The 25655-nt window shown below is 64.7% G+C and carries 18 protein-coding genes, 3 tRNA genes and 4 rRNA genes (1 of these 25 cut by a window edge); 13 read left to right on the top strand and 12 right to left on the bottom strand.

Translation table 11 applies throughout. From position 1 onward, the window contains the following. The first annotated feature begins 88 nt into the window (after window positions 1-88). Window positions 89-2077: an OPT family oligopeptide transporter gene (locus G3M57_RS05615; protein WP_163229316.1), complete on the top strand. Its 1989-nt coding sequence runs from the start codon at window positions 89-91 to the stop codon at window positions 2075-2077. A 210-nt stretch (window positions 2078-2287) separates the two neighbouring features. Here the strand turns inward: G3M57_RS05615 and G3M57_RS05620 are convergent, their stop codons facing one another. Both G3M57_RS05620 and G3M57_RS05625 read right to left on the bottom strand, forming a co-directional pair. Next, window positions 2288-2974, bottom strand: a complete 687-nt coding sequence (locus tag G3M57_RS05620; protein ID WP_163229318.1) for a GNAT family N-acetyltransferase — start codon at window positions 2972-2974, stop codon at window positions 2288-2290. Window positions 2975-3266: 292 nt separating this feature from the next. Then, the gene (locus G3M57_RS05625; protein ID WP_163229320.1) at window positions 3267-3881 is read right to left on the bottom strand and encodes a TetR/AcrR family transcriptional regulator; all 615 of its coding nucleotides are present in this window, start codon (window positions 3879-3881) and stop codon (window positions 3267-3269) included. Window positions 3882-3950: 69 nt separating this feature from the next. Here G3M57_RS05625 and G3M57_RS05630 point away from each other — a divergent pair, with 69 nt between their 5' ends. Beyond that, window positions 3951-5219, top strand: a complete 1269-nt coding sequence (locus G3M57_RS05630) for an MFS transporter (protein WP_163229322.1) — start codon at window positions 3951-3953, stop codon at window positions 5217-5219. Here the strand turns inward: G3M57_RS05630 and G3M57_RS05635 are convergent. From G3M57_RS05635 to G3M57_RS05650, 4 genes are all read right to left on the bottom strand, one after another. Beyond that, window positions 5216-5638, bottom strand: a complete 423-nt coding sequence (locus G3M57_RS05635) for a type II toxin-antitoxin system VapC family toxin (protein WP_163229324.1) — start codon at window positions 5636-5638, stop codon at window positions 5216-5218. The genes G3M57_RS05630 and G3M57_RS05635 overlap by 4 nt on opposite strands. Further along, a complete protein-coding gene (locus tag G3M57_RS05640; protein ID WP_056754148.1) occupies window positions 5638-5916 on the bottom strand; it encodes a type II toxin-antitoxin system Phd/YefM family antitoxin in 279 nt (92 codons plus the stop codon). Before G3M57_RS05640 ends, G3M57_RS05635 begins: the two co-directional genes overlap by 1 nt. A gap of 89 nt (window positions 5917-6005) precedes the next feature. Further along, complete coding sequence (locus G3M57_RS05645) at window positions 6006-6215, bottom strand: DUF3126 family protein (protein ID WP_028041048.1); 210 nt, start codon at window positions 6213-6215, stop codon at window positions 6006-6008. 51 nt (window positions 6216-6266) lie between these two features. Further along, window positions 6267-7220 (bottom strand): LysR substrate-binding domain-containing protein, encoded by a 954-nt coding sequence (locus G3M57_RS05650; protein WP_163229326.1) that lies wholly within the window; start codon window positions 7218-7220, stop codon window positions 6267-6269. A gap of 71 nt (window positions 7221-7291) precedes the next feature. On the opposite strand from G3M57_RS05650, the gene G3M57_RS05655 reads away from it, so the two are divergent. Then, window positions 7292-7435: a hypothetical protein gene (locus tag G3M57_RS05655; protein ID WP_163229328.1), complete on the top strand. Its 144-nt coding sequence runs from the start codon at window positions 7292-7294 to the stop codon at window positions 7433-7435. 188 nt (window positions 7436-7623) lie between these two features. On the opposite strand, the gene G3M57_RS05660 is transcribed toward G3M57_RS05655, so the two are convergent. Continuing rightward, window positions 7624-10542 (bottom strand): M16 family metallopeptidase, encoded by a 2919-nt coding sequence (locus G3M57_RS05660; protein ID WP_163229330.1) that lies wholly within the window; start codon window positions 10540-10542, stop codon window positions 7624-7626. A 362-nt stretch (window positions 10543-10904) separates the two neighbouring features. Beyond that, window positions 10905-12041, bottom strand: a complete 1137-nt coding sequence (locus tag G3M57_RS05665; protein ID WP_163229332.1) for a hypothetical protein — start codon at window positions 12039-12041, stop codon at window positions 10905-10907. 335 nt (window positions 12042-12376) lie between these two features. Here G3M57_RS05665 and G3M57_RS05670 point away from each other — a divergent pair, with 335 nt between their 5' ends. Beyond that, window positions 12377-12925: a dihydrofolate reductase family protein gene (locus G3M57_RS05670; RefSeq protein ID WP_230983957.1), complete on the top strand. Its 549-nt coding sequence runs from the start codon at window positions 12377-12379 to the stop codon at window positions 12923-12925. A 777-nt stretch (window positions 12926-13702) separates the two neighbouring features. Here G3M57_RS05670 and hfaD read toward each other — a convergent pair. From hfaD to hfaA, 3 genes are read right to left on the bottom strand one after another with little or no spacing between them, the layout of a single operon-like run. After that, window positions 13703-14893 carry a holdfast anchor protein HfaD gene (gene hfaD, locus G3M57_RS05675; protein WP_163229336.1) on the bottom strand — a complete coding sequence of 397 codons (1191 nt, stop codon included), beginning with the start codon at window positions 14891-14893 and terminating at the stop codon, window positions 13703-13705. Continuing rightward, window positions 14859-15872 (bottom strand): holdfast anchoring protein HfaB, encoded by a 1014-nt coding sequence (gene hfaB, locus G3M57_RS05680; RefSeq protein ID WP_163229338.1) that lies wholly within the window; start codon window positions 15870-15872, stop codon window positions 14859-14861. The genes hfaD and hfaB overlap by 35 nt, the downstream gene beginning before the upstream one ends. Beyond that, window positions 15862-16338, bottom strand: coding sequence for a holdfast anchoring protein HfaA (gene hfaA, locus G3M57_RS05685; RefSeq protein WP_163229340.1), 477 nt, complete (start codon window positions 16336-16338; stop codon window positions 15862-15864). Before hfaA ends, hfaB begins: the two co-directional genes overlap by 11 nt. A 236-nt stretch (window positions 16339-16574) precedes the next feature. On the opposite strand from hfaA, the gene G3M57_RS05690 reads away from it, so the two are divergent. Continuing rightward, a complete protein-coding gene (locus G3M57_RS05690) occupies window positions 16575-17006 on the top strand; it encodes a CBS domain-containing protein (protein WP_056754185.1) in 432 nt (143 codons plus the stop codon). A 70-nt stretch (window positions 17007-17076) separates the two neighbouring features. Here G3M57_RS05690 and G3M57_RS05695 read toward each other — a convergent pair whose 3' ends face one another. Continuing rightward, on the bottom strand, window positions 17077-17517 hold the full coding sequence (locus G3M57_RS05695; protein ID WP_056754187.1) for an RrF2 family transcriptional regulator: 441 nt from the start codon (window positions 17515-17517) through the stop codon (window positions 17077-17079). Window positions 17518-18458: 941 nt separating this feature from the next. On the opposite strand from G3M57_RS05695, the gene G3M57_RS05705 reads away from it, so the two are divergent. The 8 genes from G3M57_RS05705 to G3M57_RS05740 form a co-directional block, all read left to right on the top strand. Beyond that, a 16S ribosomal RNA gene (locus tag G3M57_RS05705) occupies window positions 18459-19944 on the top strand. 171 nt (window positions 19945-20115) lie between these two features. Beyond that, window positions 20116-20192, top strand: a tRNA-Ile gene (locus G3M57_RS05710). 68 nt (window positions 20193-20260) lie between these two features. After that, window positions 20261-20336: transfer RNA gene (locus G3M57_RS05715), tRNA-Ala, on the top strand. 249 nt (window positions 20337-20585) lie between these two features. Next, a 23S ribosomal RNA gene (locus G3M57_RS05720) occupies window positions 20586-23374 on the top strand. A 108-nt stretch (window positions 23375-23482) separates the two neighbouring features. After that, window positions 23483-23597: ribosomal RNA gene (gene rrf, locus G3M57_RS05725) — 5S ribosomal RNA — on the top strand. 78 nt (window positions 23598-23675) lie between these two features. Next, a tRNA-Met gene (locus tag G3M57_RS05730) sits at window positions 23676-23752 on the top strand. 170 nt (window positions 23753-23922) lie between these two features. Then, entirely contained in the window at window positions 23923-24264 is a 342-nt protein-coding gene (locus G3M57_RS27130) for a hypothetical protein (RefSeq protein WP_188916282.1), read from the top strand. 1239 nt (window positions 24265-25503) lie between these two features. Further along, window positions 25504-25655, top strand: a 16S ribosomal RNA gene (locus G3M57_RS05740); it runs 1334 nt beyond the window's last position. Together the 16S, 23S and 5S rRNA genes with 3 tRNA genes alongside form the textbook arrangement of a ribosomal RNA operon.

Consider the following 25655-nt stretch of genomic DNA (forward strand, 5'->3'; position numbering starts at 1 on the left):
CGGAAATCGCCGAAATGCGGAACAAGACTTGAGTTGGGGGCGGTCGGACGTGCAAGGTCCGACCGCCTTAACTGTTTTGGGACCCTGCATGTCGTCCGACGCCACCGCGACTCCCCGTTCGGAGTTCACGATCCGAGGGGTGCTCCTGGGCATCCTCATCACCCTCGTCTTCACCGCTGCCCAGGTCTATCTGGGCCTGAAGGTGGGCCTGACCTTCGCCACCTCGATCCCCGCGGCCGTGATCTCGATGGCCCTGCTGCGCGCGTTCAAGACCGCGACGATCCAGGAAAACAACATCGTCCAGACCATCGCCTCGGCGGCGGGGACGCTGTCGTCGGTGATCTTCGTGCTGCCGGGCCTGCTGATGATCGGCTGGTGGAGCCACGTGCCGTTCCTGACCACCTTCGGCGCCTGCCTGGTCGGCGGGATCCTGGGCGTGATGTACACCATCCCCCTGCGCCGCGCGCTGGTGACCAATTCCGACCTGCCCTATCCCGAGGGCGTGGCCGCCGCCGAGGTGCTGAAGGTCGGCACCGGCTCGCGGGCCGGCGCCGCCGAGGGCCAGGCCGGCCTGATCGCCGTGGTGCTGGGCACGCTCGCCTCGGCCCTGTTCGCCGCCCTGGCCGCCGCCAAGATCTTCGCCGCCGAGGTGGCGGGCTATTTCAAGGCCGGGGCCGGCGCGACCGGCCTGGGCGCCTCCAGCTCGCTGGCCCTGATGGGGGCGGGCCACCTGATGGGCATCACGGTCGGCGTGGCCATGTTCGCGGGCCTGGCCATCGCCTGGGGCGTGCTGGTGCCGGTCATGACCAGCCTGCACCCGATGCCCGGCGCCACGGTGGCCGAACACGCCCTCACCATCTGGCGCACCGAGGTGCGGTTCATGGGCGCGGGCGTCATCGGCGCCGCCGCCATCTGGACCCTGGGCAAGCTGGCCCTGCCGATCTGGTCGGGCCTGATGTCGGCCTTCGAGGCCAGCAAGGCCCGCAAGGTCGGCGGCGCGGTGATCGCCCGCACCGAGCAGGACATCCCGATCGGCATCGTCGGCCTGGTGTCGCTGCTGCTGCTGGCCCCGGCCGGCTGGTTCCTGGCCCATTTCCTGACCGGCGGCCCGATCACCAGCCTGGCCGCGCCGCTGGTCGCCATCGGCGTCGGCTACGTGCTGATCGCCGGCCTGCTGGCCGCGGCGGTCTGCGGCTACATGGCCGGTCTGATCGGCTCGTCCAACAGCCCGGTGTCGGGCATCGCCATCCTGACCGTGCTGGGCGCCTCGCTGATGGTCGGCGTGGTCGGCCGCGGCGTGATCGGCCCCGACATCGCCAAGGCCCTGGTCGCCTACGCCCTCTATGTCACCACCATGGTCCTGGCCGTGGCCGTCGTGGCCAACGACAACCTGCAGGACCTGAAGACCGGCCAACTGGTCGACGCCACCCCGTGGAAGCAGCAGGTGGCCCTGATCATCGGCGTCATCGCCGGCGCCGTCGTCATTCCGTTCGTGCTGGAGCTGCTGAACCAGTCCAACGGCTTCGCCGGCGCGGCCAATCTCAGCACCGTGGCCGGCTCCACGCCGCTGAACGCGCCCCAGGCGACCCTGATCTCGACCCTGGCCAAGGGCGTGATTGGCGGCGACCTGAACTGGAGCCTGCTGGGCTACGGCGCCCTGATCGGCCTGGGTCTGGTGATCGTCGACATCGTCCTGCGCAAGAGCAGCAACGGCCGCCTCAGCCTGCCGCCGCTGGGCGTGGGCCTGGCCATCTACCTGCCCAGCGCCGTGACCGCCCCGGTCGTGGTCGGGGCCGTGATCGGCTGGATCTACGACAAGACGGTCGACAAGGACCGGATGGGCGAGGCGGCCAAGCGCCTGGGCGTGCTGATCGCGTCCGGCTTCATCGTCGGCGAGAGCCTGTTCAACGTCGCCCTGGCCGGCCTGATCGTCGCCACCCAGAAGCCCGGCCCGCTGGAGGTCCCCTTCGCGCCGTCCGAGCACGTGGGCATGATCTTCGCCCTGATCGCCGCGGCGGTCGTGGTGGCCGTGCTGTACGGCTGGGCGCGACGGTCGGCGAACAAGATCCAGGCCTGATCGGGCTTGATCTGATCGGACAAGGGACCCGGAGGGCGCGAGCTTTCCGGGTCTTTTTTGTTCGGCCAGCAACAATCTGAACCGCTCATCCCGGCGAATGCCGGGACCCAGATCCCAAAGCGGTGTGGTGGATTGGAAAAGGCGCAGCGCTCATGGCGTCAGCCACACCGCCATTCCATCTGGGTCCCGGCATTCGCCGGGATGAGCGGCCTATTGGGGCGCCAGCATCGTCAAGATCTGCTCGCAGCGAAACCGGAACCCCAGCGCCTCGTACAGCGCGATGGCACCGGCGTTGTCGGCGAAGCTGTGCAGGAACGGCGTTTCGCCGCGGTCGACGATTCTGCCGGCCACGTGCAGCATCAGCGTCGCCGCATAGCCCTTGCCGCGATGGTCGGGATGGGCGCAGACGCCGCTGACCTCGGTGAAGCCTTCGGGCTGGAGGCGCTCGCCGGCCATGGCCACGAGTTGGCCGTCGACCTTCACCCCGACGAAATCGCCCAGTTCGTGGGTGCGCGAGAAGAACGGACCCGGCGCGGTCAGGGCGGCCAGGGCCACCATCTGCGGCGAGTCGGCGTCGCCCAGGGGCTGGATCTCGAAGTCCACGGGCTTGGGCCGGGCCAGGGTCTGGGCGACCATCTGGTTGAGCACCGCGCGCTTGGTGACCTGCGTCCCCGGGACCGGCGGAAGGTCGAACCGCTCCACCACCCCGACCTCGCCGGGATGGGCCTGGACCAGCCGGCCCAGGGCGGCCAGGCTTTCGGGCGCGTGGTCGGCCGTCGCGGCGAAGATGCCGACGTCGGGATGGACGCGAAACGCGCCGCCGTCGACCAGGGCCACATGCGCCTGGCGTGTCGTGAAGGCGTTCCAGATCACGCGGTCGAGCGGGTGGTCGGTCATGGGAAGCGCAACTCCAAGAGCCGTCGCGCTATCGACAGCAGCGCCGTGCGATCATCAACGGGATCCACACCCAGATCATCCTCGATCTGGACGAGCGTATCGACGGTCCCCTCGGCGCCGCCGGTGTCGATAGCCGCCATAACCTTGGGAGATAGGAATCGTACTCATCCGATAGGTTAGGATTGCTGCCGACCTGCAGCGGATCCCAATCAGCGAATAGCACCTGCCGAATGCGCTCGATGCGCTGACGAACAACCTTGCGATCGATGCTCATGCTCGCCCTCCCCACAACTCATCGGCAATAGACCTCGATCAGCGCCTTCACCGCCCCGACCACGGCCAGGGCCGGCTTGTCGTCGTCGTCGAACATCTGGCTGGAGGTGAACACCCCTTCGACCAGCAGCATCATCGCGTCGCCCAGGGCGCCGGGGTCGGACGCGCCCATCTGCGCCGCCTTGGCTCGCAGCCGCGCGCGCAGGTCCTGCTTGTGGCCCTGGGCCACGGCGCGGCCGGCATGGTCGCGGTCGGGGTATTCGACCACGGCGTTGCTGAGCGCACAGCCGCGATAGTCCGCCCCGCCGGACCGCGCCGCCAGGCCTTCGAAATAGGCGACCATCTGGGCCTTGGGATCGTCGGGGAACGCCGTCTCGGCCGACTCGAACCGCTCCCAGAACCCGGCCTCGACCTCGCGCAGCACGGCGGCCACCAGGTCGTCCTTGGACTTGAAGCTGCGATAGAGGCTGGGCTTGGTCACGCCCGCCTTGGTGACGATCTCGTCCACCCCGACCGCCCGGATGCCTTCGCGATAGAAGAGGTCGCGCGCGGTCTCGAAGATCCGCTCGGCCGCGCGCGGTCCGGGGCCGTAGGGCAGGTGGTGCTCGGGGATTTTTTCGTCGAACTTCGTCATGGCGCTTGACGATGTTACTTACCGGTACGTATGCAGGGCGACAAGCCCCGTACCGATCGGTTACATCGCATGATCCTCACGCTTCGCCGCACCCTCGGAAACCGCTACGCCTTCGTTGTCGCAGCGGCCACGTTTCTTGCTCTTTTATCTGCCGCAGGCCTCAGGGCGGCGCCGGGCGTCCTGATCCTTCCGCTGGAAAAGGCCTTCCACTGGGACCGGGGCACGATCTCGCTGGCCGCCGGGATCGGCATCTTCCTCTACGGCCTGACCGGGCCGTTCGCGGCGGCGCTGATGCAATCGTTCGGCGTGCGCCGCACGATCAGCCTGGCCCTGCTGCTGATGGCGGTGTCGACGGGGCTGTCGGCCTTCATGACCCAGAGCTGGCAGTACGTGGCCACCTGGGGCGTGATGGCGGGCGTCGGCAGCGGGGCGGTGGCCATGGTGCTGGGCGCGACCATCGTCAACCGCTGGTTCGTCCAGCGGCGCGGCCTGATGCTCGGCCTGCTGACGGCGGCGACGGCGACCGGCTCGCTGGTCTTCCTGCCGGCCATGGCCTGGATCGCCGATCACGGCGGCTGGCGGCCGGTGGTGCTGACCGTGGCCGCCGTCGCCGCGGTCATGGCCCCGATCTGCTGGCTGCTGATCCCCGAGAGCCCCGACGCCATCGGCCAGCGCCCGTTCGGCGCGCCCGAGGACTGGACCCCGCCGCCCAAGGGCTCGGCCTCCAACGCCCTGGCCGCGGCGTTCGGCGCCCTGCACCGGGCCAGCAAGACCCGCACCTTCTGGCTGCTGTTCGGCGGCTTCTTCATCTGCGGCCTGACCACCAACGGCCTGATCGGCGTGCACATGATCGCCTTCTGCGGCGACCGCGGCCTGCCCGAGGTCAAGGCCGCCGGCCTGCTGGCGTTGATGGGCCTGTTCGACCTGTTCGGCACCACGGCGTCGGGCTGGCTGACCGACCGCTACGACCCGCGCAAGCTGCTGTTCATGTACTACGCCCTGCGCGGGCTCTCGCTGATCTACCTGCCGTTCTCGGATTTCTCGATCATGAGCCTATCGGTGTTCGCGGTGTTCTACGGGCTGGACTGGATCGCCACCGTGCCGCCGACCGTGCGCCTGGCGACCGAGGCGTTCGGCGACCGTGACGGGCCCATCGTGTTCGGCTGGATCGGAGCGGGCCACCAGCTCGGCGCGGCGACCGCGGCGATCGGCGCGGGCGTGATCCGCGCCCAGCAGGGTCAGTACCTGCAGGCGTTCGTCATCGCCGGCCTCGCGGGCCTGCTGGCGGCGGGGGCCTCGCTGATGGTGCGTAGATCGTTGGTCGCGAGCGCGGCTTAGGGCGCTTTGTCCCAGGGGTTGAACACCGTCCCGCCCCAGGTCTCGAAATCGCGGACGTTGCGTGTCACCAAGGTCAGGCCATGGACCTCGGCCGTCGCCGCGATGAAGGCGTCGATCGCGGACATCGTGCGCCGGGCGTTCTCGGCCGCTCGGCGAATGCGCGCCTGGGCCATGGCGACCTCGGCGTCGACCGGCAGCAGCCGGCCGTCAAAATCGACGATCACGGCGCCGAGCCACTGGCGCAGGCCATCGGCCTTTCGACCGTCCGGGCGCCTTTCGATACCGTAGCTGGCCTCGGCGAGGCTCATCACGCTCACGAACAGCGTCGAGAGGGGCTGGGCTTCCAGCCATCGGGTGACGGCTGGGTGCGGGACGAGCTTGGTGGCGTCTGACAGGACGTTGGTGTCGAGCAGGAACATCAGAACTCGATCACCCGCCCCTGATCCGGGTCGCGGGTGAACAGTTCGGCATGCTCGTCGTCGGTCAGAAGCCGGAAGCGGGGATCAAGCCAGGCCGGCGGCCGCTTGGGGACGCCGTCGCCGGCTTCGACCAGGCGGCGGTATTCCTCGGCGGACAGCACGACGGCGGCGTCCTTGCCGTTCTTGGTCAGGTGCTGCGGGCCCTGGGTCTTGGCCCGCTCGACCACTTCGCTCAGCTTGGCCTTCGCATCGGCCAGGCTCCAGGTTCCGTCGGGCATGACGCCCTCCCATGACCACTTCGACCGAAAGATAGTCAAAGTGGTCATTTTTGCCAAGCGGCAGGGATGCAAGCGGCAGGGAGGCTGTCCTAGCCTTCCAGGTCTTCGGCCAGGATCGCCATCTCGAACATGAACGAGCCGTCCTCGTCCTCGTCCTGGAAGACGACGCCGATGAACTCGCCCTTCACCTCGACCTCGGCGGAGTCCTTCTGCTTGGGGCGGGCCTTGAGGGCGATGTGCGGGTTGCCGAAGGTGCGCTTCAGATGGCCTTCGAGCTTGGCGATGGTGGCGGCGTCCATGACGGCTCCTGATATCGATGGGGCGCGCGGGGCGCGGGGGATCGGCGGAAACTAGAGGGCTGGACGCGAAAGTGTAAGGGGTTTTGCGGCGCCGGGCTCGACCATCTGTTGAGAACCGGGCGGGGCCGGGGTCGCCGCGCCCTGGGCGACCAGCCAGTCGCGGAACCGCCGGGCCGCCCGGCTGGCCCGGCCCCGGGGCGTCAGGGCGCAGACCTCGGCCTGGCCTGGGATCAGGCCCAGCGGCGCGACGAGGCGACCGGCGGCCAGGTCGTTTTCCACGAAGGCGAAGGGGCTGAGGGCCACGCCCAGGCCGGCGGCGGCGGCCTCCAGCATGTAGAAATAGTGGTCGAACTCGCGGTTCACCGCCGCCGGCGGCAGGACCAGGCCGGCCGCGGCCTCCCACTCGGCCCAGCTTTCCAGGAAGGTGCGGGTGTGCAGCCGGGGCAGGCCGGCGAGGCTCTCCAGGTCGTGCACCTGGGCGGCCAGGCCGGGCGAGGCCACGGGGCCGACGGCGTGCTTGAGGAAGGGGGCGACGTCGGCGTCGGGGGAGGGCGGGGCGCCCGGCAGGCGCATGCGGATGGCCAGGTCGACGCCGTCGGCGCGGAAGTCGAACGGTCCGTTGGACTCCACGATCCGCACCGGGATCTCGGGATGGGCGGCCACGAAGCCGGGCAGGCGCGGGATCAGCCACTTGATGGCGAAGGTCGGCAGGCACGAGACCACCAGCGTCCCGTCGCCGGCCGGCTGGGGCAGGGCGGCCTCGATCTGGTCCAGCGCCTGGGTCAGGGCCTGGGCGAGGATCAGGCCGGTCTCGGTCAGGGCCAGGCGGTTGCGTGGCCCTTCGGTCAGGGCGACGCCGAGATGGTCTTCCAGCTGGCGGATCTGGCGGCTGATCGCCCCATGGGTGACGCACAGCTCGTCGGCCGCCAGGGTCATCCGCCCGCGCCGGCCGAACGCCTCGAAGGCGCGCAGGGCGTTCAGCGGCGGAAGCAAGCGGGCGGCCATGTGACGAAACCTCACAGATGTCCGCTGATAAGTCGTTATTCCGGGCGGGGCAATCGGGAGATAGAGGGGGCATGAACCGGACCAAGCCCAGCGACGTCACCTTCGCCCAATGGCTGGCCGTGGCGGCGGTGTGGGGGCTGGCGGGTTACGGACTTCTCGTCGCGCCCAAGGCCGAAGCGCGGCGGGATCAGGTCCACCTGATCGCCTGCCGGTAGGCGCCGGTCCCTCCCCCACTATCATCGTCATCCCAGGTCTTGTGCCCGGGAGCCCTGGTTCAGCCGGACCGTGAGACGCAGTCGGTTCGCCAGCGAACCGGCCCACCGCACCTGCGGCGGACGGAGGGGTCCCGGGCACAAGGCCCGGGATGACGGTCGTAGAGGGGACGGGTGACCGAGAACTGACCCTACTTCCCCTCCGGCTTGACGATCATCGTCCAGGACTTGTCGTCGGCGAGGAAGGCCTTGGCGGCGTTCTGGACGTCGGCGACGGTCACGCGCTGCAGGCCGGCCAGCACCGAGCGGGTGGCGGTGAGCAGGCGCGGGTCGGTCTGGGCGCCGGACAACGCGCCCAGCCAGTACTCGTTGGTCTCGCGGGCCTTTTCGATCTGGTCGATGCGCGGCTTCTTGGCCCGTTCCAGCTCGTCGGCGGTGACCGGCTTGTCGCGCAGGTCGGCGGCGATCTGGCGGATGGAGGCGATCACGCCGTCGATCTTGTCGGGCGGGGTCTCGACGCTGACCGCCAGATAGCCCCAGCCGGTGAAGGCCACGCTGGCCGAGGCCGAGGCCGAGGGCGAATAGGTCGCCCCCTGCTTCTCGCGCAGTTCGTCCGTCAGGCGCAGCTGCATCACCTGGGCCAGGACCTGGGTGTTGCGGGCCCGCTGCAGGTCGCTGAACAGGTCATCGGTCTTCCAGGCGATGAACAGCTGGCCCTGGTCGGCCCGGCCCTTATGGGTGCGCACGACCGGGGTCGACGACGGGGTGGGGAAGGGGGCCTTCTCGGCCCCGGCCGGGGCCGGCACGTCGGCGCGGGCTGGCAGGGCGCCGAAGGTCTGGGCCACGGCCGCCACGGCCTTGTCGACCGTGATGTCGCCGACGACCACCACCTCGATGGAGTCGGCGGCCAGCGGGCCCGACACCGCGCTCTTCAACTGCTCCAGCGACGCGCCGGCGATCTGCTGGCGGCTGGGGAAGGTCCAGCGGCCGTCGCCGCCGTGCAGCAGCCCGCCCAGGTCGCGGCTCATCACCCCGCCCGGCGTGCTCTCCAGCTGGTCGTGGATCGTGCCGTAATAGGTCTTGATGCGGTTGAAGGCCTCGGGCCGCCAGCCGCCCTCGACGGCGTAGGCCGCCAGCACCTGCAGCTCGGTGTCCAGGTCTTCGGGACGGGTGCGGCCCGACAGGCTGAAGGCGTCGTCCTCGACCCCCAGGCCGGCGTTCCACACCTTGCCGTTCAGCACCCGCTCCATGTCCTGGGTGCTGATCTGCTTGAGCCCGCCCTCGATATAGGCCGAACCGGCCCACAGCGGGCTCTGGCTAGCCGGCGGCAGGTCCAACAGGCCGTGGCCGACGCGGGCCTTCACCAGGATCTGGTCGTCGCGGAACTTGGTCGGCTTGACCGTCAGGCGCACGCCGTTGGCGAAGCGCACGAACACGGTGTCCAGGTCGGCGACCTCCGTCTGCGAGGCCACCGCGCCCTTCGGCCCGAAGGTCGCATAGGGCCAGGCGGTGACGCCCGGCGCGGCCGGGGCGGCGACCGCGACCTTGGCCGAGGCGGCGTAGGCGTCGGTGACGGCCTTTTCCGCGCCGTCGATGGCCGTCGGGGTCGGGATGACGATCAGCGGACCGGAGCCGGCGAACTGGGCCTTGAGCAGGGCCGAGACCTTGTCGGCGGTCAGGCCTTTCGTGGCCTCGTCGAACACCGCCAGGTTCTGCGACGGACTGGTGACCACCTCGCGGTCGTCCAGCGTGCCGACGATGGCGCCGGCCAGGGCCGTGGTGCGCTGGGTGGCCTCGCCGGCCGCGGCGGCCACGAAGCCGGCCCGCATGGCGGCGATCTCGCGGTCCAGCTCGTCCTGGCGCACGCCGTACTGGACGATGCGGCGCTGTTCCTGCTCGAGCGCCGTCAGGGCCTCGTTCCAGTGGCCCGGCTGGGCGGTGGCCGCCAGGGTGGTGATCTGCGCGGCGTGCTCCTGGTCGTTCTGCATGGCCACGGCGACGATGAACGGCGGGGCGTCCGAGCGGGTCAGCACCTGCAGCCGGCGGTTCAGCACCGCGAAGCCCAGGGCCTTGACCAGCTCTTCCTGGTCCTTGGCGCGGGTCTCCAGCTCCAGGTCGGGCGGCAGGACCCAGGCCATCTGGACCGAGGTCTGGGCGCCGGGCTCGACCAGCACCTTGGCGGTCAGGCCGCGCTTGGCCACGGGACCCAGGTCCGGCTTGACGCCGGCCGGGCCGACGGCCTTCCAGTCGCCGAACCGGGCCTTGATCTTGGCCTCCATGGCGTCGACGTCGAAGTCGCCCACGGCCACCACCACGGCGTTTTCGGGCCGATACCAGGCCTGGTAGAAGTCGCGGATGCGCTGGGCCGGGGCGGTCCTGAGGATCTCGGTCTTGCCGATCGGCAGGCGCTGCGGCGGCCGTTGGCCCTGCAGCTGGAAGCCGAAGGTGTTGACGAACACCCGATAGCCGGGGCTGTCGCGGGTGCGCTCTTCCGACAGCACCACGCCGCGCTCGCGGTCGACGGCGTCGGGGGCGATGGTCAGCTCGCCGGCCGCCTCGCGCAGCAGCATCAGCGAGGTGTCAACCGTGTCGTCGTCGGTCTTGGGCAGGTCCAGCTGGTAGGTGGTCTCGCTGAAATTGGTCGAGGCGTTGGTGTCGGCGCCGAACGACAGGCCGTGGCGCTCGAGGATCTTGATCATGTCGCCTTCGGGCACGTTCTTCGACCCGTTGAACGCCATGTGCTCGAGGAAGTGGGCCAGGCCCTGCTGCTCGTCGGTCTCGTCCAGCGAGCCGGCGTCGAACCACAGGCGCAGGGCGGCCTGGCCGGGCGGGGTGGCGTTCTTCTGGATCGCGTAGCGCAGGCCGTTGGGCAGCACGCCGAACCGCACCCGCGGATCGGGCGCGACGTCCGACACCGCCTGCGGCCACTGGCCAGGCTTGACCAGGTCGATGGTCGGCACGCCCGACGTTCTTGCCGGTGTGGCGGGAGCCTTGGTCGACGGCGCGGCGGCCTGGTCGTTTCCGCCGGACTTCGGGTGGGACAGGGTCGCGCAGGCGGAGAGGCTGAGCCCGGCCGAGAGAACGAGCGCCAGGCGCGAAACGCGGATCATGTGCGACCTTGAAGTAGAGCGTTGAAGGTCGCGCACCTTGGCCAAACCGCGTGGCGCAAGCAAGGCGTCGGTGGGGCGGAACGGTCACGCTTCGATGTCGGATCGAGAGGCAAGTGCGAGTCTCGGAACGCAGTGCGTCCTTCGAGGCTCGGCTGCGCCTCGCACCTCAGGATGAGGAAGTCAGCGGCCACAGAGCTCCTCTTCCTGAGGCGTCCGCGCAGCGGGCCTCGAAGGACGCAGGGCGTGTCCGAAGTCCGGCGCCGCCGTTCGCCAAGATGGCCGACGCGGGGGCCGCGCATCGACGCCCGGGAAGACCTCCCGGGCGCCTTTGGATGGAACGCCGGATCAGGCGTCCGCCCTGTCTAGACGCGATTGCCCGTCGAGCTCGGGTTGGTGGCGCCGGTCTGCGCCCCGAGGTTGTTGTTCCTCAGGTCGTTGCCGACCAGCAGCACCTCGGCGTTGGTGACCACGCCCCAGTCCTGCTGACCGCCGTACGAGCGCGACCGCACGCCGGTGACCACGCCCGAACCGCTCGTATAGAAGTAGATGCCGTTCGAACGGCCGCTGTGCTTGAGCCGGCCGTTGGCGATGGTCTGGCCGCCGGTGATCGTCACGTCCGGGCAGTTGACGAAGATGCCGTCCTGGCCGTTGTTGGTGACGATGGTCGGACCCACCTGGACCTGCCGGTTGTGGTCGGACAGGTAGACGCCGCAGTCGCCCTCCAGCTCGATGAAGCCGGGCCGGATCAGGTGCTGGCCGCCCCAGGTGTCCAGATAGATCCCGTGGCCGCCGTCCTCGCCGTAGAAGCCGCCGTCGATGCGGACGCTGGCGATCGGGTTGGTCTGCACGCCGATGGCGGCCACGCCGTTGCCGGCGTTCTTGTAGGTGACGCAGGCCTCCAGCGCGCCGACCGAGGTGGCCGGAGCGGTCCCTTGGCTGGCGTAGTGGTAGCCGTCGCCGCCGTTGACCGAGGCCGTGCACTTGGTCAGGTAGTATTGCAGCGGGTTTTGGGCGTAGGCGCTGTTGGAGGTGAAGCTGAAGCCGTGCGAGACGTTGTTCGCCGCGCCGCAGTTCACCAGGGTGGTGTAGGCGGTCATGCCCAGGTTCCAGCCGATATAGTTGGAATTGGCGCGGACGTTGGTGATCACGCCGTTGTCCCAGCTGTAATTGGCCGCCACCTGCAGCTTGATCCCGTCGCCGCCGGGCACGGCCGCGACGCCCAGGTGGTCCACAGTGAAGTCGGCCATGGTGACGTAGTCGGTGGCCGCCGGGATCAGGATCACGGGCTGGTTGGCCGCGGTGGACCGCAGGAAGGTCACGCCGATCCCGCAGCCCCTGAGCGCGACGCCGTTGCGGGGGAACTGGACCGGACCGCTGACGAGATAGGTCTTGGCCAGCATGCGCACCTCGTTCGAGGCGGCGAAGGCGCGCTGGAAGCTGAGGGTGTCGTCGGGGTCGCCGGGCAGACGATAATCGTCGGCGAAGACATAGTTGGTCATTTAAAATTCTCCAAATATTTCAAAAATATAGCCGCTAAAAATGCAGCACCGTCGCGCCCTTGACCGCCTGTGTTGGCGACGTCTGGTCCGCAACGGATGGTCTAAATTTGGAGAATGGGTGCGTCAGATCCGGACGCATTTTGTTCTAGTTTTGTTCTCATCGCTGAAGCGAGCCAAACGAGTCGACTCAAGCAGGGTTCGGCCCTTGTGAGACAGCGCGGTATCCAAAATCCGTATTCGGGATGTCGGGGTCAGCGTCGCTCGAGCGTCCTGGGGAACATCAAGACCGGCCGCCCGAGCCAGAGGAGATAAAAGTGCCTGCATCAGTGCTCTTCATGTCCATGTCGCTGGACGGGTATATCGCGGGGCCCAACGATGAAGTGGGCAATCCCGGCGGCGACGACTTCATGCGGTTGCACGAATGGTACGGGGATTTTTCCCGCCCCGCCGGACCGGTCGGACAGCTTTGGGACGAATGGAACGCGCCCGGCGCCATCCTGGCGGGGCGGCGAACCGTGGAGCAGGTCGATCACTGGGGCGGTGACAATCAGGGTGTCCCGATCTTCGTGCCCAGTCACAGGCCGCCCGGGCCATCCGTCGCCAACTATCCGTTGGTCAAATATGTGAGCGACGGGATCGTGAGCGCCATGGCGCAGGCGAAGGCCGCCGCCGGGAACCGGGACGTGTTGATGCTTGGCGCGTATACGGCGCAACGGGCGCTGGAAGCCGGCGTGCTCGACGAACTGCAAATCCACCAGGTTCCAGTCCTGTTCGGATCTGGCCGCCGACTGTTCGACGTCTTGCCGTCGCGTGTCGAGTTGGAGATCGTTCGGGTGATCGACACGCCCGAGGCCACGCACATCCGCTACCGCGTCCGCCGCTGAGCGCCGGTGGGGACCGGTCGGCGGACGGGGGATCCATCGGGGACACGCCGCAAGGGCGCGTCCCCAGTCGTGCGCTTATCCTTGGCCTATCGGCGACAGACACGAGCGATTTCAACGCCCTGAACTTTCTCGACCTAATTTATCCTCACCCTCCAGACCGCCCGTATCCTGATCTCACCTCGACGCATGGAAAGGGCGCATGGCCAGCGACCGATGCGGCGGCGGGGGGCGATCGAGCGGGAAGCTCCGTCGGCGGTCTTTTGGGACCAAACCTCGCGTCTCTGGAGCCGGTCGGGCCTGGAACACTAAAACGACGTGGCGCGAGGGCTGGCGGAGCAACAGGCGGGCGGTGACGCGCTCGCGGTCCGGGACCGGGGTTCGTTGACCTGGCCCCGCCCGTCGGAGGCTTCAAGGCGGCAAGGCTCCAACAGGGCTCAGTGCCGCGGGCTTCCGGATAACGACCGCGCGGAGCGATCGGGCTTCGTCGAAACGGTACACAAACTCAAACACTCCGGACGATGTCCGGCGCTCCGCGTCCCTTTCCATACCTTCAGCGAGAGATCGCGTGAGGCGGCCAAGCCATGCATCCAAGATCCTCCCCCTGTGGGGGAGGTGTCGCCCAAAGGGCGACGGAGGGGGGAGTGATCGGCCGATGGCCACAACCCGGATCTTCGACCCCACAACTCCCCCCACCGATCGCTACGCGATCGCCTCCCCCACGGGGGGAGGGTCTGGATGAGCCGGTCCGTAGGGGGCAGGGGCGTGAGCCGTGAGGCCCTAGTTGGTCACCGAGAAGGTGGCGTTGTTGCCGGTGGCGGTCGAGACGCCCACGACGGCGCGGCCGGAATTGCGGACGGTCACGGTCGAGCGGGCGCTGACGTCGACATTGTTGGACTGGCTGTTGGTGGCGCTCATCGTGCCGCTGCACAGGTTGCACGCGTAGCCGCTGACCGCGTTGCCGATCGCCGTCGCGCTGGCCCCGGCGTCATAGCCGGTGTTGCCCTCGAAGCTGGCGATCACCTCGACCCCGCCGCCGTCATTGACCTGGACATTGTCGAGCACCAGGCCCGGGCCGTTGGCGTTGCTGGCCATGGCCGAGTTGCCGACGCCGTAGGCTGTGGCCTGGGCGCCGCCGAACTCATAGGAGGTCGCCTCGGCCTGGGCCCGCACATAGGCGGTGTTGTACTGGTGGCTGGCCACGTCCAGCAGCGTGCCTTCGTTGGCGGCGTTCAGGTTGTTGCCCGAGGCGGTCGCGGCCGTCGTCGTCAGGTTGCTGTTGCCATAGGCCGTGAACTTGGTGGCCGTGACATTGGCCGCGCCGTTGTTCTGGTCGGTGATCACCCGGGCGGCCGACTGGTCGGCGCCGGTCAGGTCGATGTTGTTGCCCGCGGCGGTGCCGGCCACGACCGCGGTCCCGGCCACGTAGTGCAGGATCGCCCCGCCGTCGGCGGCGACGTCGGCCTGGTTGTTCTGACTGACCCGCGCGCCCATCGACCCGTTGACCATCAGCAGGCCCTGGCTGTTGCCGGCCGCCTGGCTGGTCTCGATGACGTCGCCGGCCTGGGCGGTCTCGCCCTCGATCTGGCTGCGGGCGGTGACCGCGCCGGTGTTGGTCTGGACCATGAAGCCGCTCAGCGTTCCGTAGGCCGCCGTGGCCGTGCCGCTGTTGCCGACCGCCGTGGTGGCGATGTTGCTGGACTCGCCCATGGAGCCTGAGGCGTTGACCACGCCGTGGGCCGTGACCGCGCCCTGGTTGACCTGGTTGGAGGTCAGGGCGGCGTCCGCGCCGACCACCGTCGCGCCGAAGGTGTTGGCCCCGGCCGTGGTGGTGGCGGTGACGCCTTCGTCGGCGGTGACGACGTCCAGCGTCTGGTCGGCGAACAGGGCGCCGAGGTTCAGCTGGTCGTTCGAACCCTGGACCGGGGCGGTCTGGCTAGTAGCGGTCCCGACGGCCAGAATCGCGCACATTGGGATCGCCGCGATCGTTCCAGCGAGACGGGTCTTCGCGGGTCTGCGCATTGTTGGTTCCCAGGTTGTTGTAGGCGGGCACGAAGGCCCCGGTCGCGCCGACGGTGTTGGCGGCGTAGGGGTCGAACTGCATGCAGCTTTGCGGCCCCGGCATGCCGTAGAGGTTGGCGCTCATCTCGATGGTGGCCCGCTCGATCAGCGATCGCACCGCCAGTTGCATCGGCTCCAGCGCGCCGCGGCCCGCCGAGATGTCGAAGATGTTGCCGTTCAGGAAGTCGAAGACCCCGGCGCTGATCTCGCGGCCGACCACCTGCTTCTGGTAGGAGATCACGTCGACCACCTCCAGCGTGCGGGTGTTGATCAGCCGCAGGTCCAGGGCGATGTTCATCACGAACACCCGGCGGCGGAAATTGCCCTTCAGCCCGTCGGTGTCCTTGTCGCCCACATAGGCGTCCACGCCCGCCGAGCGGATGTTGTAGTTCAGCTCGGTGATGCCGCCGGCCACGTAGAAGTCCGAACCCGGCACCTGGCCCGCCAGGATGCGACGGTACTCGGCCGGCACGTCGGCGCCCGGCTTGGGATTGTCGGAGATCAGCTTGTTGTTGGCGTACTTCAGCTCGTACTCCGACACCGAGGTGTCGAAGCGCTCGACCATCGGCATGCCGGCCTTGGCGAAGGCGGTCATGGCCAGCAGCGAGGCGCCCTGGGTGACCTTGCGGCCCGACCCGTCGGACTCCTCCTTGCCGGTGTAGTCGGCGATGCGGCCGATGGCGACGCGTGGCGCCACCACGTGGTTGGCGCGGGCGTACTGCGCCAGGCAAACCAGGCCCGCCGTGTAGGGCGTGGGGTTGGCGGTCACCGGCGCCCCGCCGATCGGAGTGGCGTAGTTGCCATCCATCATCGGCTTGGGGACGCCGCCGCAGGCGCTGAGCACGGCGCAGGCGCCGGCCAGCAGAAGGTTGAGGCGCTTACTGGCCATTTCCCGATTTCCCGACGTTCGTTCCGGCGCTGATATTGCCGTTGTTGATCTGGTTGGAGTTGACGATCACCGTGTTGTTGTTGCCCTGGGTGACGACCGTCAGATTGTTGCCGATCGCCGTGGAGCTCCCCCAGCCCCCCATGGCGCCGACGCCCGAATAGCTGTCCAGCGATCCCGACGACCGGCTGGACGAATAGACGCTCTGGTCGGCGCCGGTCAGCATGACCCCGTCGACGATGACCCGGTTGCCGTTGGCGTCGCGGGTCGAGTACTCGACGACGTGGTTCTCCGAACCCGCCACGCGGCCATAGCCGGCGTTGAACGCGGCGGAGTTGGCGTCCAGGCTCTGGGCCCCGGCCGGGCTGGACAGCACCAGGCCGGTCGCGGCGGCGGCCAGGGCCAGAACGGCCGCGCCGATCGCCAGCGGGCGCCCGGCGCCCGGCAGATTCTTCTCGTTCGCAGCCATCAGAAACCTCGTGAACTCCGACGCGTCCGACAGCTAGCAACCCCCGTGCCAATATCGGACAGCGCTGGGTTTAACTCCGAAGGTCTCGCGATTTGGTTAAGTTCTCCGGCGCGAGGGCCACTTTGACGCGCGGAGAATAAATGCGGCCCGTTCGCGCTCTGGGCGATCCAGCCCATTGATAAGCAGGTCGCTTTGCGAGACCCTGCTTAGAAATAAGTGTCAGGGAGGATTAAGCGTTGCTGGTTTCTCAGATCCTGAAGGACAAGGGCGACCTGGTCTTCACCGCCTCGCCCCACGAGACGGTCGGCGCGGCCGCGGCCCTTCTGCACACCCGGCGCGTGGGGGCCATGGTCGTGCTCGAGGAGGACGAGACGATCGCCGGTATCCTGTCCGAACGCGACATCGTACGGGTGATCGCCGAGGGCGGCGCGGCCGCCCTGTCCAAGCCGATCTCCACCTGCATGACCCGCGACGTGGTCTTCGCCCAGCCGGAAGAGACGGTCGACGCCCTGCTCGCCCGGATGACCGACCGCCGGATCCGCCACCTCCCCGTCTGCAAGGGCAAGCGGCTGGCCGGCATCATCTCGATCGGCGACCTGGTGAAGTACAAGATCAGTGAAGCCCAGGCCGAGGCCGAAGGACTGAAGGCCTATATCGCGGCCGGCTGAGGCGGCGTTTCGGGCGGCCCTGGCGGTCGCCCGCCCACTCTATATATGGCGCCTCTCTATAGCGTGCGGATCAGGCGGCCGGTTCGCCCAGCAGTTCGGCGCCCGAGCCGGCTACGGCGTTGGCCAGGCTGTAGCCCTCCAGAACCGTCGCCGTGGCGTCGCGAGCCCGCAGCAGGGCCTCGCGCAGGGCGCAGGTCGCCAGGTCGCGGCAGTCCTCGCAGCGGCGAAAGGCCGTGCGGCTGACGCAAGGGGTCAGGGCCAACGGCCCGTCGACCAGGCGGATGATCTCGGCGAAGCTGATCGCGGCGGGATCGCGTCCCAGCAGATAGCCCCCGAACTTGCCGCGCCGGCTGGTGACCAGGCCCTGGCGTGACAGTGTAAGAAGTATGGCCTCCAGGAATTTGCGCGGCGCGTCGGCGCGGACCGCCAGCTCGCCGGCGGTGACCTGTCCGTTCTCTCGGGCCAGTTCGATCATGGCGCGCAGGGCGTAGCGCGCTTTCTGGGACAACATGGACGCGGGGCCTCCTCTTGCAGAGGTCTATGAAGCCAGGGGAGGGGATGGCGCAAGCGCCGTCGCCGCGACAGATTGCGCGGCGTTGCCGGACGCCGTCCAAAACCATTCACAGATCCACGCACAGCCAAAGCGAGGCGTGCGGTTGATCGCGTCGCTTTTGCGGTTGCGACTCCCCGGGGCGGTGGCTACACACCGCCCTCGCTTCGGGGCCAAGGCCCGCCGGACGAATTCAGGCCTTCGGGCCTTGCATTCGGACAGGCGGATCGTTAGGTTCCGCAGCTTCAATCGACTCGGTGACGAATTTGCGAAGACCCCGTCTTCAAGGGCTTCGTCGCCGCGCTTTTGTCCTTCGAAGCGGCTTCGGCCAGCTCATCGACGAAAGTGAAAAAGCCGGTTGACAGGGATGGGTGGCTTCAATAGAAACCGCCCTCCCGGAAGTAACGGAAGCAAGTTCGCAAGAACTTCGGAAGTTTCTTCTCCAGTCATCTGAGGTTTCTTGGAAATCTTTGCTTGACTGGATTGGTGGTTTTCTTTAGAGAGCTGCCACGGTTTTTACTGGGAATGGCTTTGGTTGTTTCTGGTGGATTGGTTCGGACGGTTTTGAAAAAAACGGTTTGACACGGAATTCGAGGTTGGATAGATAGCCGCCTCCGCCGACATCGGGCGCTAAACGATGGGCTCCTCGGGAGAGGGGTTCGGGTCTTTGACATTGTTGATTTGGAAAGAGAAACGCAGGCGGCGGCGCTCTGGCGATGACCTCACGGGTCATCTCGATGCGCTGACAATTGCGGTCTCTTGAAGACACCATGAATATCATGGACCGGAAGCTTCGGCTTTCGATCCATCGATGTGATTGGGAACTCGTCAAGAAACTATGCAAACCAGAACCGGATCGTGGGTTTTCCCCCATGGTCTGAAGTCTGTGTTAGCGGTCAACTCAACCTGAGAGTTTGATCCTGGCTCAGAGCGAACGCTGGCGGCAGGCCTAACACATGCAAGTCGAACGGATCCTTCGGGATTAGTGGCGGACGGGTGAGTAACACGTGGGAACGTGCCCTTTGGTTCGGAACAACTCAGGGAAACTTGAGCTAATACCGGATGTGCCCTTCGGGGGAAAGATTTATCGCCATTGGAGCGGCCCGCGTAGGATTAGCTAGTTGGTGGGGTAAAGGCCCACCAAGGCTACGATCCTTAGCTGGTCTGAGAGGATGATCAGCCACATTGGGACTGAGACACGGCCCAAACTCCTACGGGAGGCAGCAGTGGGGAATCTTGCGCAATGGGCGAAAGCCTGACGCAGCCATGCCGCGTGAATGATGAAGGTCTTAGGATTGTAAAATTCTTTCACCGGGGACGATAATGACGGTACCCGGAGAAGAAGCCCCGGCTAACTTCGTGCCAGCAGCCGCGGTAATACGAAGGGGGCTAGCGTTGCTCGGAATTACTGGGCGTAAAGGGAGCGTAGGCGGATAGTTTAGTCAGAGGTGAAAGCCCAGGGCTCAACCTTGGAATTGCCTTTGATACTGGCTATCTTGAGTACGGAAGAGGTATGTGGAACTCCGAGTGTAGAGGTGAAATTCGTAGATATTCGGAAGAACACCAGTGGCGAAGGCGACATACTGGTCCGTTACTGACGCTGAGGCTCGAAAGCGTGGGGAGCAAACAGGATTAGATACCCTGGTAGTCCACGCTGTAAACGATGAGTGCTAGTTGTCGGCAGGCATGCCTGTCGGTGACGCAGCTAACGCATTAAGCACTCCGCCTGGGGAGTACGGTCGCAAGATTAAAACTCAAAGGAATTGACGGGGGCCCGCACAAGCGGTGGAGCATGTGGTTTAATTCGAAGCAACGCGCAGAACCTTACCACCTTTTGACATGCCCGGACCGCCGCAGAGATGCGGCTTTCCCTTCGGGGACTGGGACACAGGTGCTGCATGGCTGTCGTCAGCTCGTGTCGTGAGATGTTGGGTTAAGTCCCGCAACGAGCGCAACCCTCGCTATTAGTTGCCATCAGGTTTGGCTGGGCACTCTAATAGTACTGCCGAAGTTAATTCGGAGGAAGGTGGGGATGACGTCAAGTCCTCATGGCCCTTACAAGGTGGGCTACACACGTGCTACAATGGCGACTACAGAGGGCTGCAATCCCGCGAGGGGGAGCCAATCCCTAAAAGTCGTCTCAGTTCGGATTGCACTCTGCAACTCGAGTGCATGAAGTTGGAATCGCTAGTAATCGCGGATCAGCATGCCGCGGTGAATACGTTCCCGGGCCTTGTACACACCGCCCGTCACACCATGGGAGTTGGCTTTACCCGAAGGCGCTGCGCTAACTCGCAAGAGAGGCAGGCGACCACGGTAGGGTCAGCGACTGGGGTGAAGTCGTAACAAGGTAGCCGTAGGGGAACCTGCGGCTGGATCACCTCCTTTCTAAGGATGTTCCTCCAGCTTCGGCTATTGGAACACCGATTATATACAGTGAGCGGATCGCCGCCGTCTTCGTTTCTCTTTCCACTCCTTGATGACCGCTAGGTTGTCGAGGCGATCGCGAGCCCAGGAGCGGTTCTGACCTCTTTGGTCAGGCTGATCTGTGTGGCCTATGGGCCCGTAGCTCAGTTGGTTAGAGCGCACGCTTGATAAGCGTGAGGTCATAAGTTCAAGTCTTATCGGGCCTACCACTCTCTCCAACAGCACCAGGATCACCGACCCAGCTCTCCTGGGCTTAAGCAACTCACACCGAGTGTGAGGGGCCATAGCTCAGTTGGTAGAGCGCCTGCTTTGCAAGCAGGATGTCGTCGGTTCGAATCCGTCTGGCTCCACCATCTTCTCATCCGGAGAGGGTGGTAACGCGATCGAGGATTGATCAAGTTTGCAGTCGCGACTGTTGCCTCCACGAGGCATGCGCGATCTGTGATAATGACATCGTGAAGGTAGGGTTCACCCGCCGACAGCATCTCACCCTTGGGATGCTTGAGGTTTTAGGGCGGACTTTGAAGAAGACATCAAATGTCTGACTGTAAAGCGCATGCCGCAGCTCCCTAGAGCTGTAGCGCATGGGTTTTGCTGAGAACGATCAAGCGCATAAGGGCTTCTGACGGATGCCTTGGCATTGAGAGGCGATGAAGGACGTGGCACGCTGCGATAAGAGCCGGGGAGGCGCGAGCACCCTTTGATCCGGCTATCTCCGAATGGGGAAACCCACCTTAATGACCATTCCACTTTGCTTCAGCCTCGGCTGGAGCGGTAGTGGTGTGGTTGTGACAGGTATAATGGGCTGAATACATAGGCTCCATTAAGCAAACCCGGGGAACTGAAACATCTCAGTACCCGGAGGAAAGGACATCAACCGAGACTCCCGTAGTAGTGGCGAGCGAACCGGGACCAGGCCAGTGCTGTCGTGACATAAAGCTGAACGACTTGGAAAGGTCGGCCATAGTGGGTGATAGCCCCGTAAGCGTCAAATAGCGACAGACTCGAGTAGGGCGGGACACGTGAAATCCTGTCTGAACATGGGGGGACCACCCTCCAAGCCTAAGTACTCCTCAATGACCGATAGCGAACAAGTACCGTGAGGGAAAGGTGAAAAGCACCCCGACAAGGGGAGTGAAACAGATCCTGAAATCGGAAGCCTACAAGCAGTCGGAGCCACCGCGCGTGGTGACGGCGTACCTTTTGTATAATGGGTCAGCGACTTCATGTGCCGTGCAAGCTTAAGCCGTTAGGTGTAGGCGCAGCGAAAGCGAGTCTGAATAGGGCGAATAAGTACGTCGCATGACGACCCGAAACCAGGTGATCTATCCATGAGCAGGTTGAAGGTAAGGTAACACTTACTGGAGGACCGAACCGGTGAATGTTGAAAAATTCTCGGATGACTTGTGGATAGGGGTGAAAGGCCAATCAAACCTGGACATAGCTGGTTCTCCGCGAAAACTATTTAGGTAGTGCCTCAGACGGACTCCTCGGGGGGTAGAGCACTGAATGGATGCGGGGGGAGCGATCTCTACCAATTCTAATCAAACTCCGAATACCCGAGAGAGATATCTGGGAGACACACGGCGGGTGCTAACGTCCGTCGTGAAAAGGGAAACAACCCTAACCATCATCTAAGGCCCCCAAGTTCTGGCTAAGTGGGAAACGATGTGGGTTTGCTTTGACAACCAGGATGTTGGCTTAGAAGCAGCCATCATTTAAAGAAAGCGTAACAGCTCACTGGTCAAGCGAACCTGCGCGGAAAATGTAACGGGGCTCAAGCCAGACGCCGAAGGTATGGGTTTGCTCTTTGAGCAAGCGGTAGCGGAGCGTTCCGTAAGCCGGTGAAGGTGAGGCGCGAGCCTTGCTGGAGGTATCGGAAGTGAGAATGCTGACATGAGTAGCGATAAAGAGTGTGAGAGACACTCTCGCCGAAAGCCCAAGGGTTCCTGCGTAAAGCTAATCTGCGCAGGGTTAGTCGGCCCCTAAGGCGAGGCCGAAAGGCGTAGTCGATGGGAATCAGGTGAATATTCCTGAACCAGTTGGAAGTGACGGATCTGGTAAATTGTCTAGGCTTATTGGATTGCTCTGGGCAGTGAACAGGTCCCTGGAAATAACTCCAACGGAGACCGTACCCGAAACCGACACAGGTGGGCAGGTAGAGTATACCAAGGCGCTTGAGAGAACTATGCTGAAGGAACTCGGCAAATTGCACGCGTAACTTCGGGATAAGCGTGACTCTTATTTGGGCAACCAGATAAGAGTGGCACAGGCCAGGGGGTAGCGACTGTTTATCAAAAACACAGGGCTCTGCGAAGCCGCAAGGCGACGTATAGGGTCTGACGCCTGCCCGGTGCCGGAAGGTTAAAAGGAGTGGTGCAAGCTGCGAATTGAAGCCCCGGTAAACGGCGGCCGTAACTATAACGGTCCTAAGGTAGCGAAATTCCTTGTCGGGTAAGTTCCGACCTGCACGAATGGCGTAACGACTTCCCCACTGTCTCCAGCATAGGCTCAGCGAAATTGAATTCCCCGTGAAGATGCGGGGTTCCCGCGGTCAGACGGAAAGACCCTATGAACCTTTACTGCAGCTTCGCCTTGGCGTTAGCAGCAACATGTGTAGGATAGGTGGGAGGCTATGAAACCGGGGCGCCAGTTCCGGTGGAGCCATCCTTGAAATACCACCCTTATTGTTGCTGACGTCTAACCGCGGCCCGTTATCCGGGTCCGGGACATGGCGTGGCGGGCAGTTTGACTGGGGCGGTCGCCTCCCAAAGTGTAACGGAGGCGCGCGATGGTGGGCTCAGACCGGTCGGAAATCGGTCGTCGAGTGCAATGGCATAAGCCCGCCTGACTGCGAGACTGACAAGTCGAGCAGAGACGAAAGTCGGCCATAGTGATCCGGTGGTCCTGCGTGGAAGGGCCATCGCTCAACGAATAAAAGGTACTCTAGGGATAACAGGCTGATTTTGCCCAAGAGTCCATATCGACGGCAAAGTTTGGCACCTCGATGTCGGCTCATCACATCCTGGGGCTGGAGCAGGTCCCAAGGGTTCGGCTGTTCGCCGATTAAAGTGGTACGTGAGCTGGGTTCAGAACGTCGTGAGACAGTTTGGTCCCTATCTGCCGTGGGTGTACGAGACTTGAGAGGATCTGTCCCTAGTACGAGAGGACCGGGATGGACACACCTCTGGTGGACCTGTCATGGCGCCAGCTGTGCAGCAGGGTAGCTAAGTGTGGAATAGATAACCGCTGAAAGCATCTAAGCGGGAAACTAACCTCAAAACAAGGTCTCGCTGAGAGCCGTGGTAGACCACCACGTTGATAGGCCAGGTGTGGAAGCGCTGTGAGGCGTGTAGCTTACTGGTACTAATAGCTCGATAGGCTTGATCGTTCTTCAGTCAAACCCATGACTGCTTTACAGAACAAACAGACATGCGATGTCTTCTTCACAATATGCTCGGCGAGCCTAAACGCTCGCCGGCAGCATCCTTTTTGCTGACCTGGTGGCTATGCCGGGGGTTCCCCACCCGATCCCATTCCGAACTCGGTCGTTAAGTCCCCCAGGGCCAATGGTACTTCGTCTCAAGGCGCGGGAGAGTAGGTCGCCGCCAGGTCCGCTAAAAGGATGCCCCAACAGAGCCCAGCTCAAGTCCAGAACCCTCCCAACACGATCACATCACTACCTCCTTCGCCGCGGGGTGGAGCAGCCCGGTAGCTCGTCAGGCTCATAACCTGAAGGTCACAGGTTCAAATCCTGTCCCCGCACCCAAAACTTAAATGGCCTCCCTCGGGAGGCCATTTTTGTTTTCAGCTCGAGCGCTTGAGCTCCTGACCCGCTCTTGAGATTCCAAGTCGTTTGCCCGCGGTGACCGCGGCCGGGCGCGCGTTCCCTTGCGAACCTGTGCGGACACGGGCTAGCGTCGATCACTATGCCGTCCGATGGGCCTGTCGGCCATCGACCGCGCCTCGATCGTCGCACGCGCATGCCGCCGAATCGCCATCCCCGTCTGCTCGGACCTGGTCGAGAAGGGGAGCACCCCTTCGGACGGTCGTTTCGAGATCCAGAGCGTTCGTGCTTGGGAGATCCCAGCGACCAAATCGCGTCCGCTTCACACAATCAGCGCGCACCGGATGCGATTCGTTTTCGCGACCGGCGTCTTTCGGGGGGGGCTGAATTTCGAACCCGTCATCTCGGCGTCGCCGCATCACGTGATGCTCGAAAGTCCCCACCAGGGCCCGCAGCCTCAAGATCAATCTGCAGCATTGGCCCGGCAGGACTGACGACGACCCATCCGATTCTTGGGCGCCGCTCCGCGTCTTGCCTGCGTGAGAAGCCGATTCTCTTCCCCTGATCCGATATGACGACGCCGCGATCGCGAACTGGCCGCCGTCGCCGTCGCTTTCAGAGAATCAACGGACGACCTGGCGAGCGCGCCGGGGGCGGCAGGACCTCGTCGGGGCGCTCGCGGCATGTGAAGGGGAGGGGGGCTTGGCCTGGTCTGTGCAAGGCGCGATGTCGATCCGACCTTTCAGGTTCCGCGGATGGCCGGCGTAGGTGACCGAACGACACAAGCCGGCGCGCTGAAGTCCAGCTGACGGAGCGGAATTCAACCGGAGAGGGGTTGTCATCGCGGCGTCACACGCCTATATCCGCCCCTCGCTCGGAAACGCGATCGCGGCCGCAGGGCAGGAACCGCAAGGCTCTTGCTTTCTTCGATCAGTTTCGTTAGTTTCCGCGCTCCAATCGACTCGGTTATGGATCCAGGCGGGCAGCCTCGGCAGCCCATGGATCTCTTTTTGCCTCTCCGTCGTGGCCTCGGCCGCCCGGAAAGATAGAAGACGAAGCGGTTGACTCCGGAGTGGCGTCTCAATAGAAGCGCTGCTCCTCACTGAAAGCGGAGAGTTCGATAAGAACTCGAGGGTTCAGTAGGGTGTTTGGCTTTGATGCTTTGCTGAGGTTCAGTAAACTTCGAAGTTGACGCCGGGCTCTTCCTTCATTAGAAGGCGCGGCTCCGGGGGATTATCTAGAGGGTTCGCAAGAATTCGAAGGTGATCTTCCTCCAGTCATCTGAGGTTTCTTGGAAATCTTTGCTTGACTGGATTGGTGGTTTTCTTTAGAGAGCTGCCACGGTTTTTACTGGGAATGGCTTTGGTTGTTTCTGGTGGATTGGTTCGGACGGTTTTGAAAAAAACGGTTTGACACGGAATTCGAGGTTGGATAGATAGCCGCCTCCGCCGACATCGGGCGCTAAACGATGGGCTCCTCGGGAGAGGGGTTCGGGTCTTTGACATTGTTGATTTGGAAAGAGAAACGCAGGCGGCGGCGCTCTGGCGATGACCTCACGGGTCATCTCGATGCGCTGACAATTGCGGTCTCTTGAAGACACCATGAATATCATGGACCGGAAGCTTCGGCTTTCGATCCATCGATGTGATTGGGAACTCGTCAAGAAACTATGCAAACCAGAACCGGATCGTGGGTTTTCCCCCATGGTCTGAAGTCTGTGTTAGCGGTCAACTCAACCTGAGAGTTTGATCCTGGCTCAGAGCGAACGCTGGCGGCAGGCCTAACACATGCAAGTCGAACGGATCCTTCGGGATTAGTGGCGGACGGGTGAGTAACACGTGGGAACGTGCCCTTTGGTTCGGAACAACTCAGGGAAACTTGAGCT

It is taken from the genome of Caulobacter rhizosphaerae, from assembly GCF_010977555.1.
GTDB lineage: Bacteria > Pseudomonadota > Alphaproteobacteria > Caulobacterales > Caulobacteraceae > Caulobacter > Caulobacter rhizosphaerae.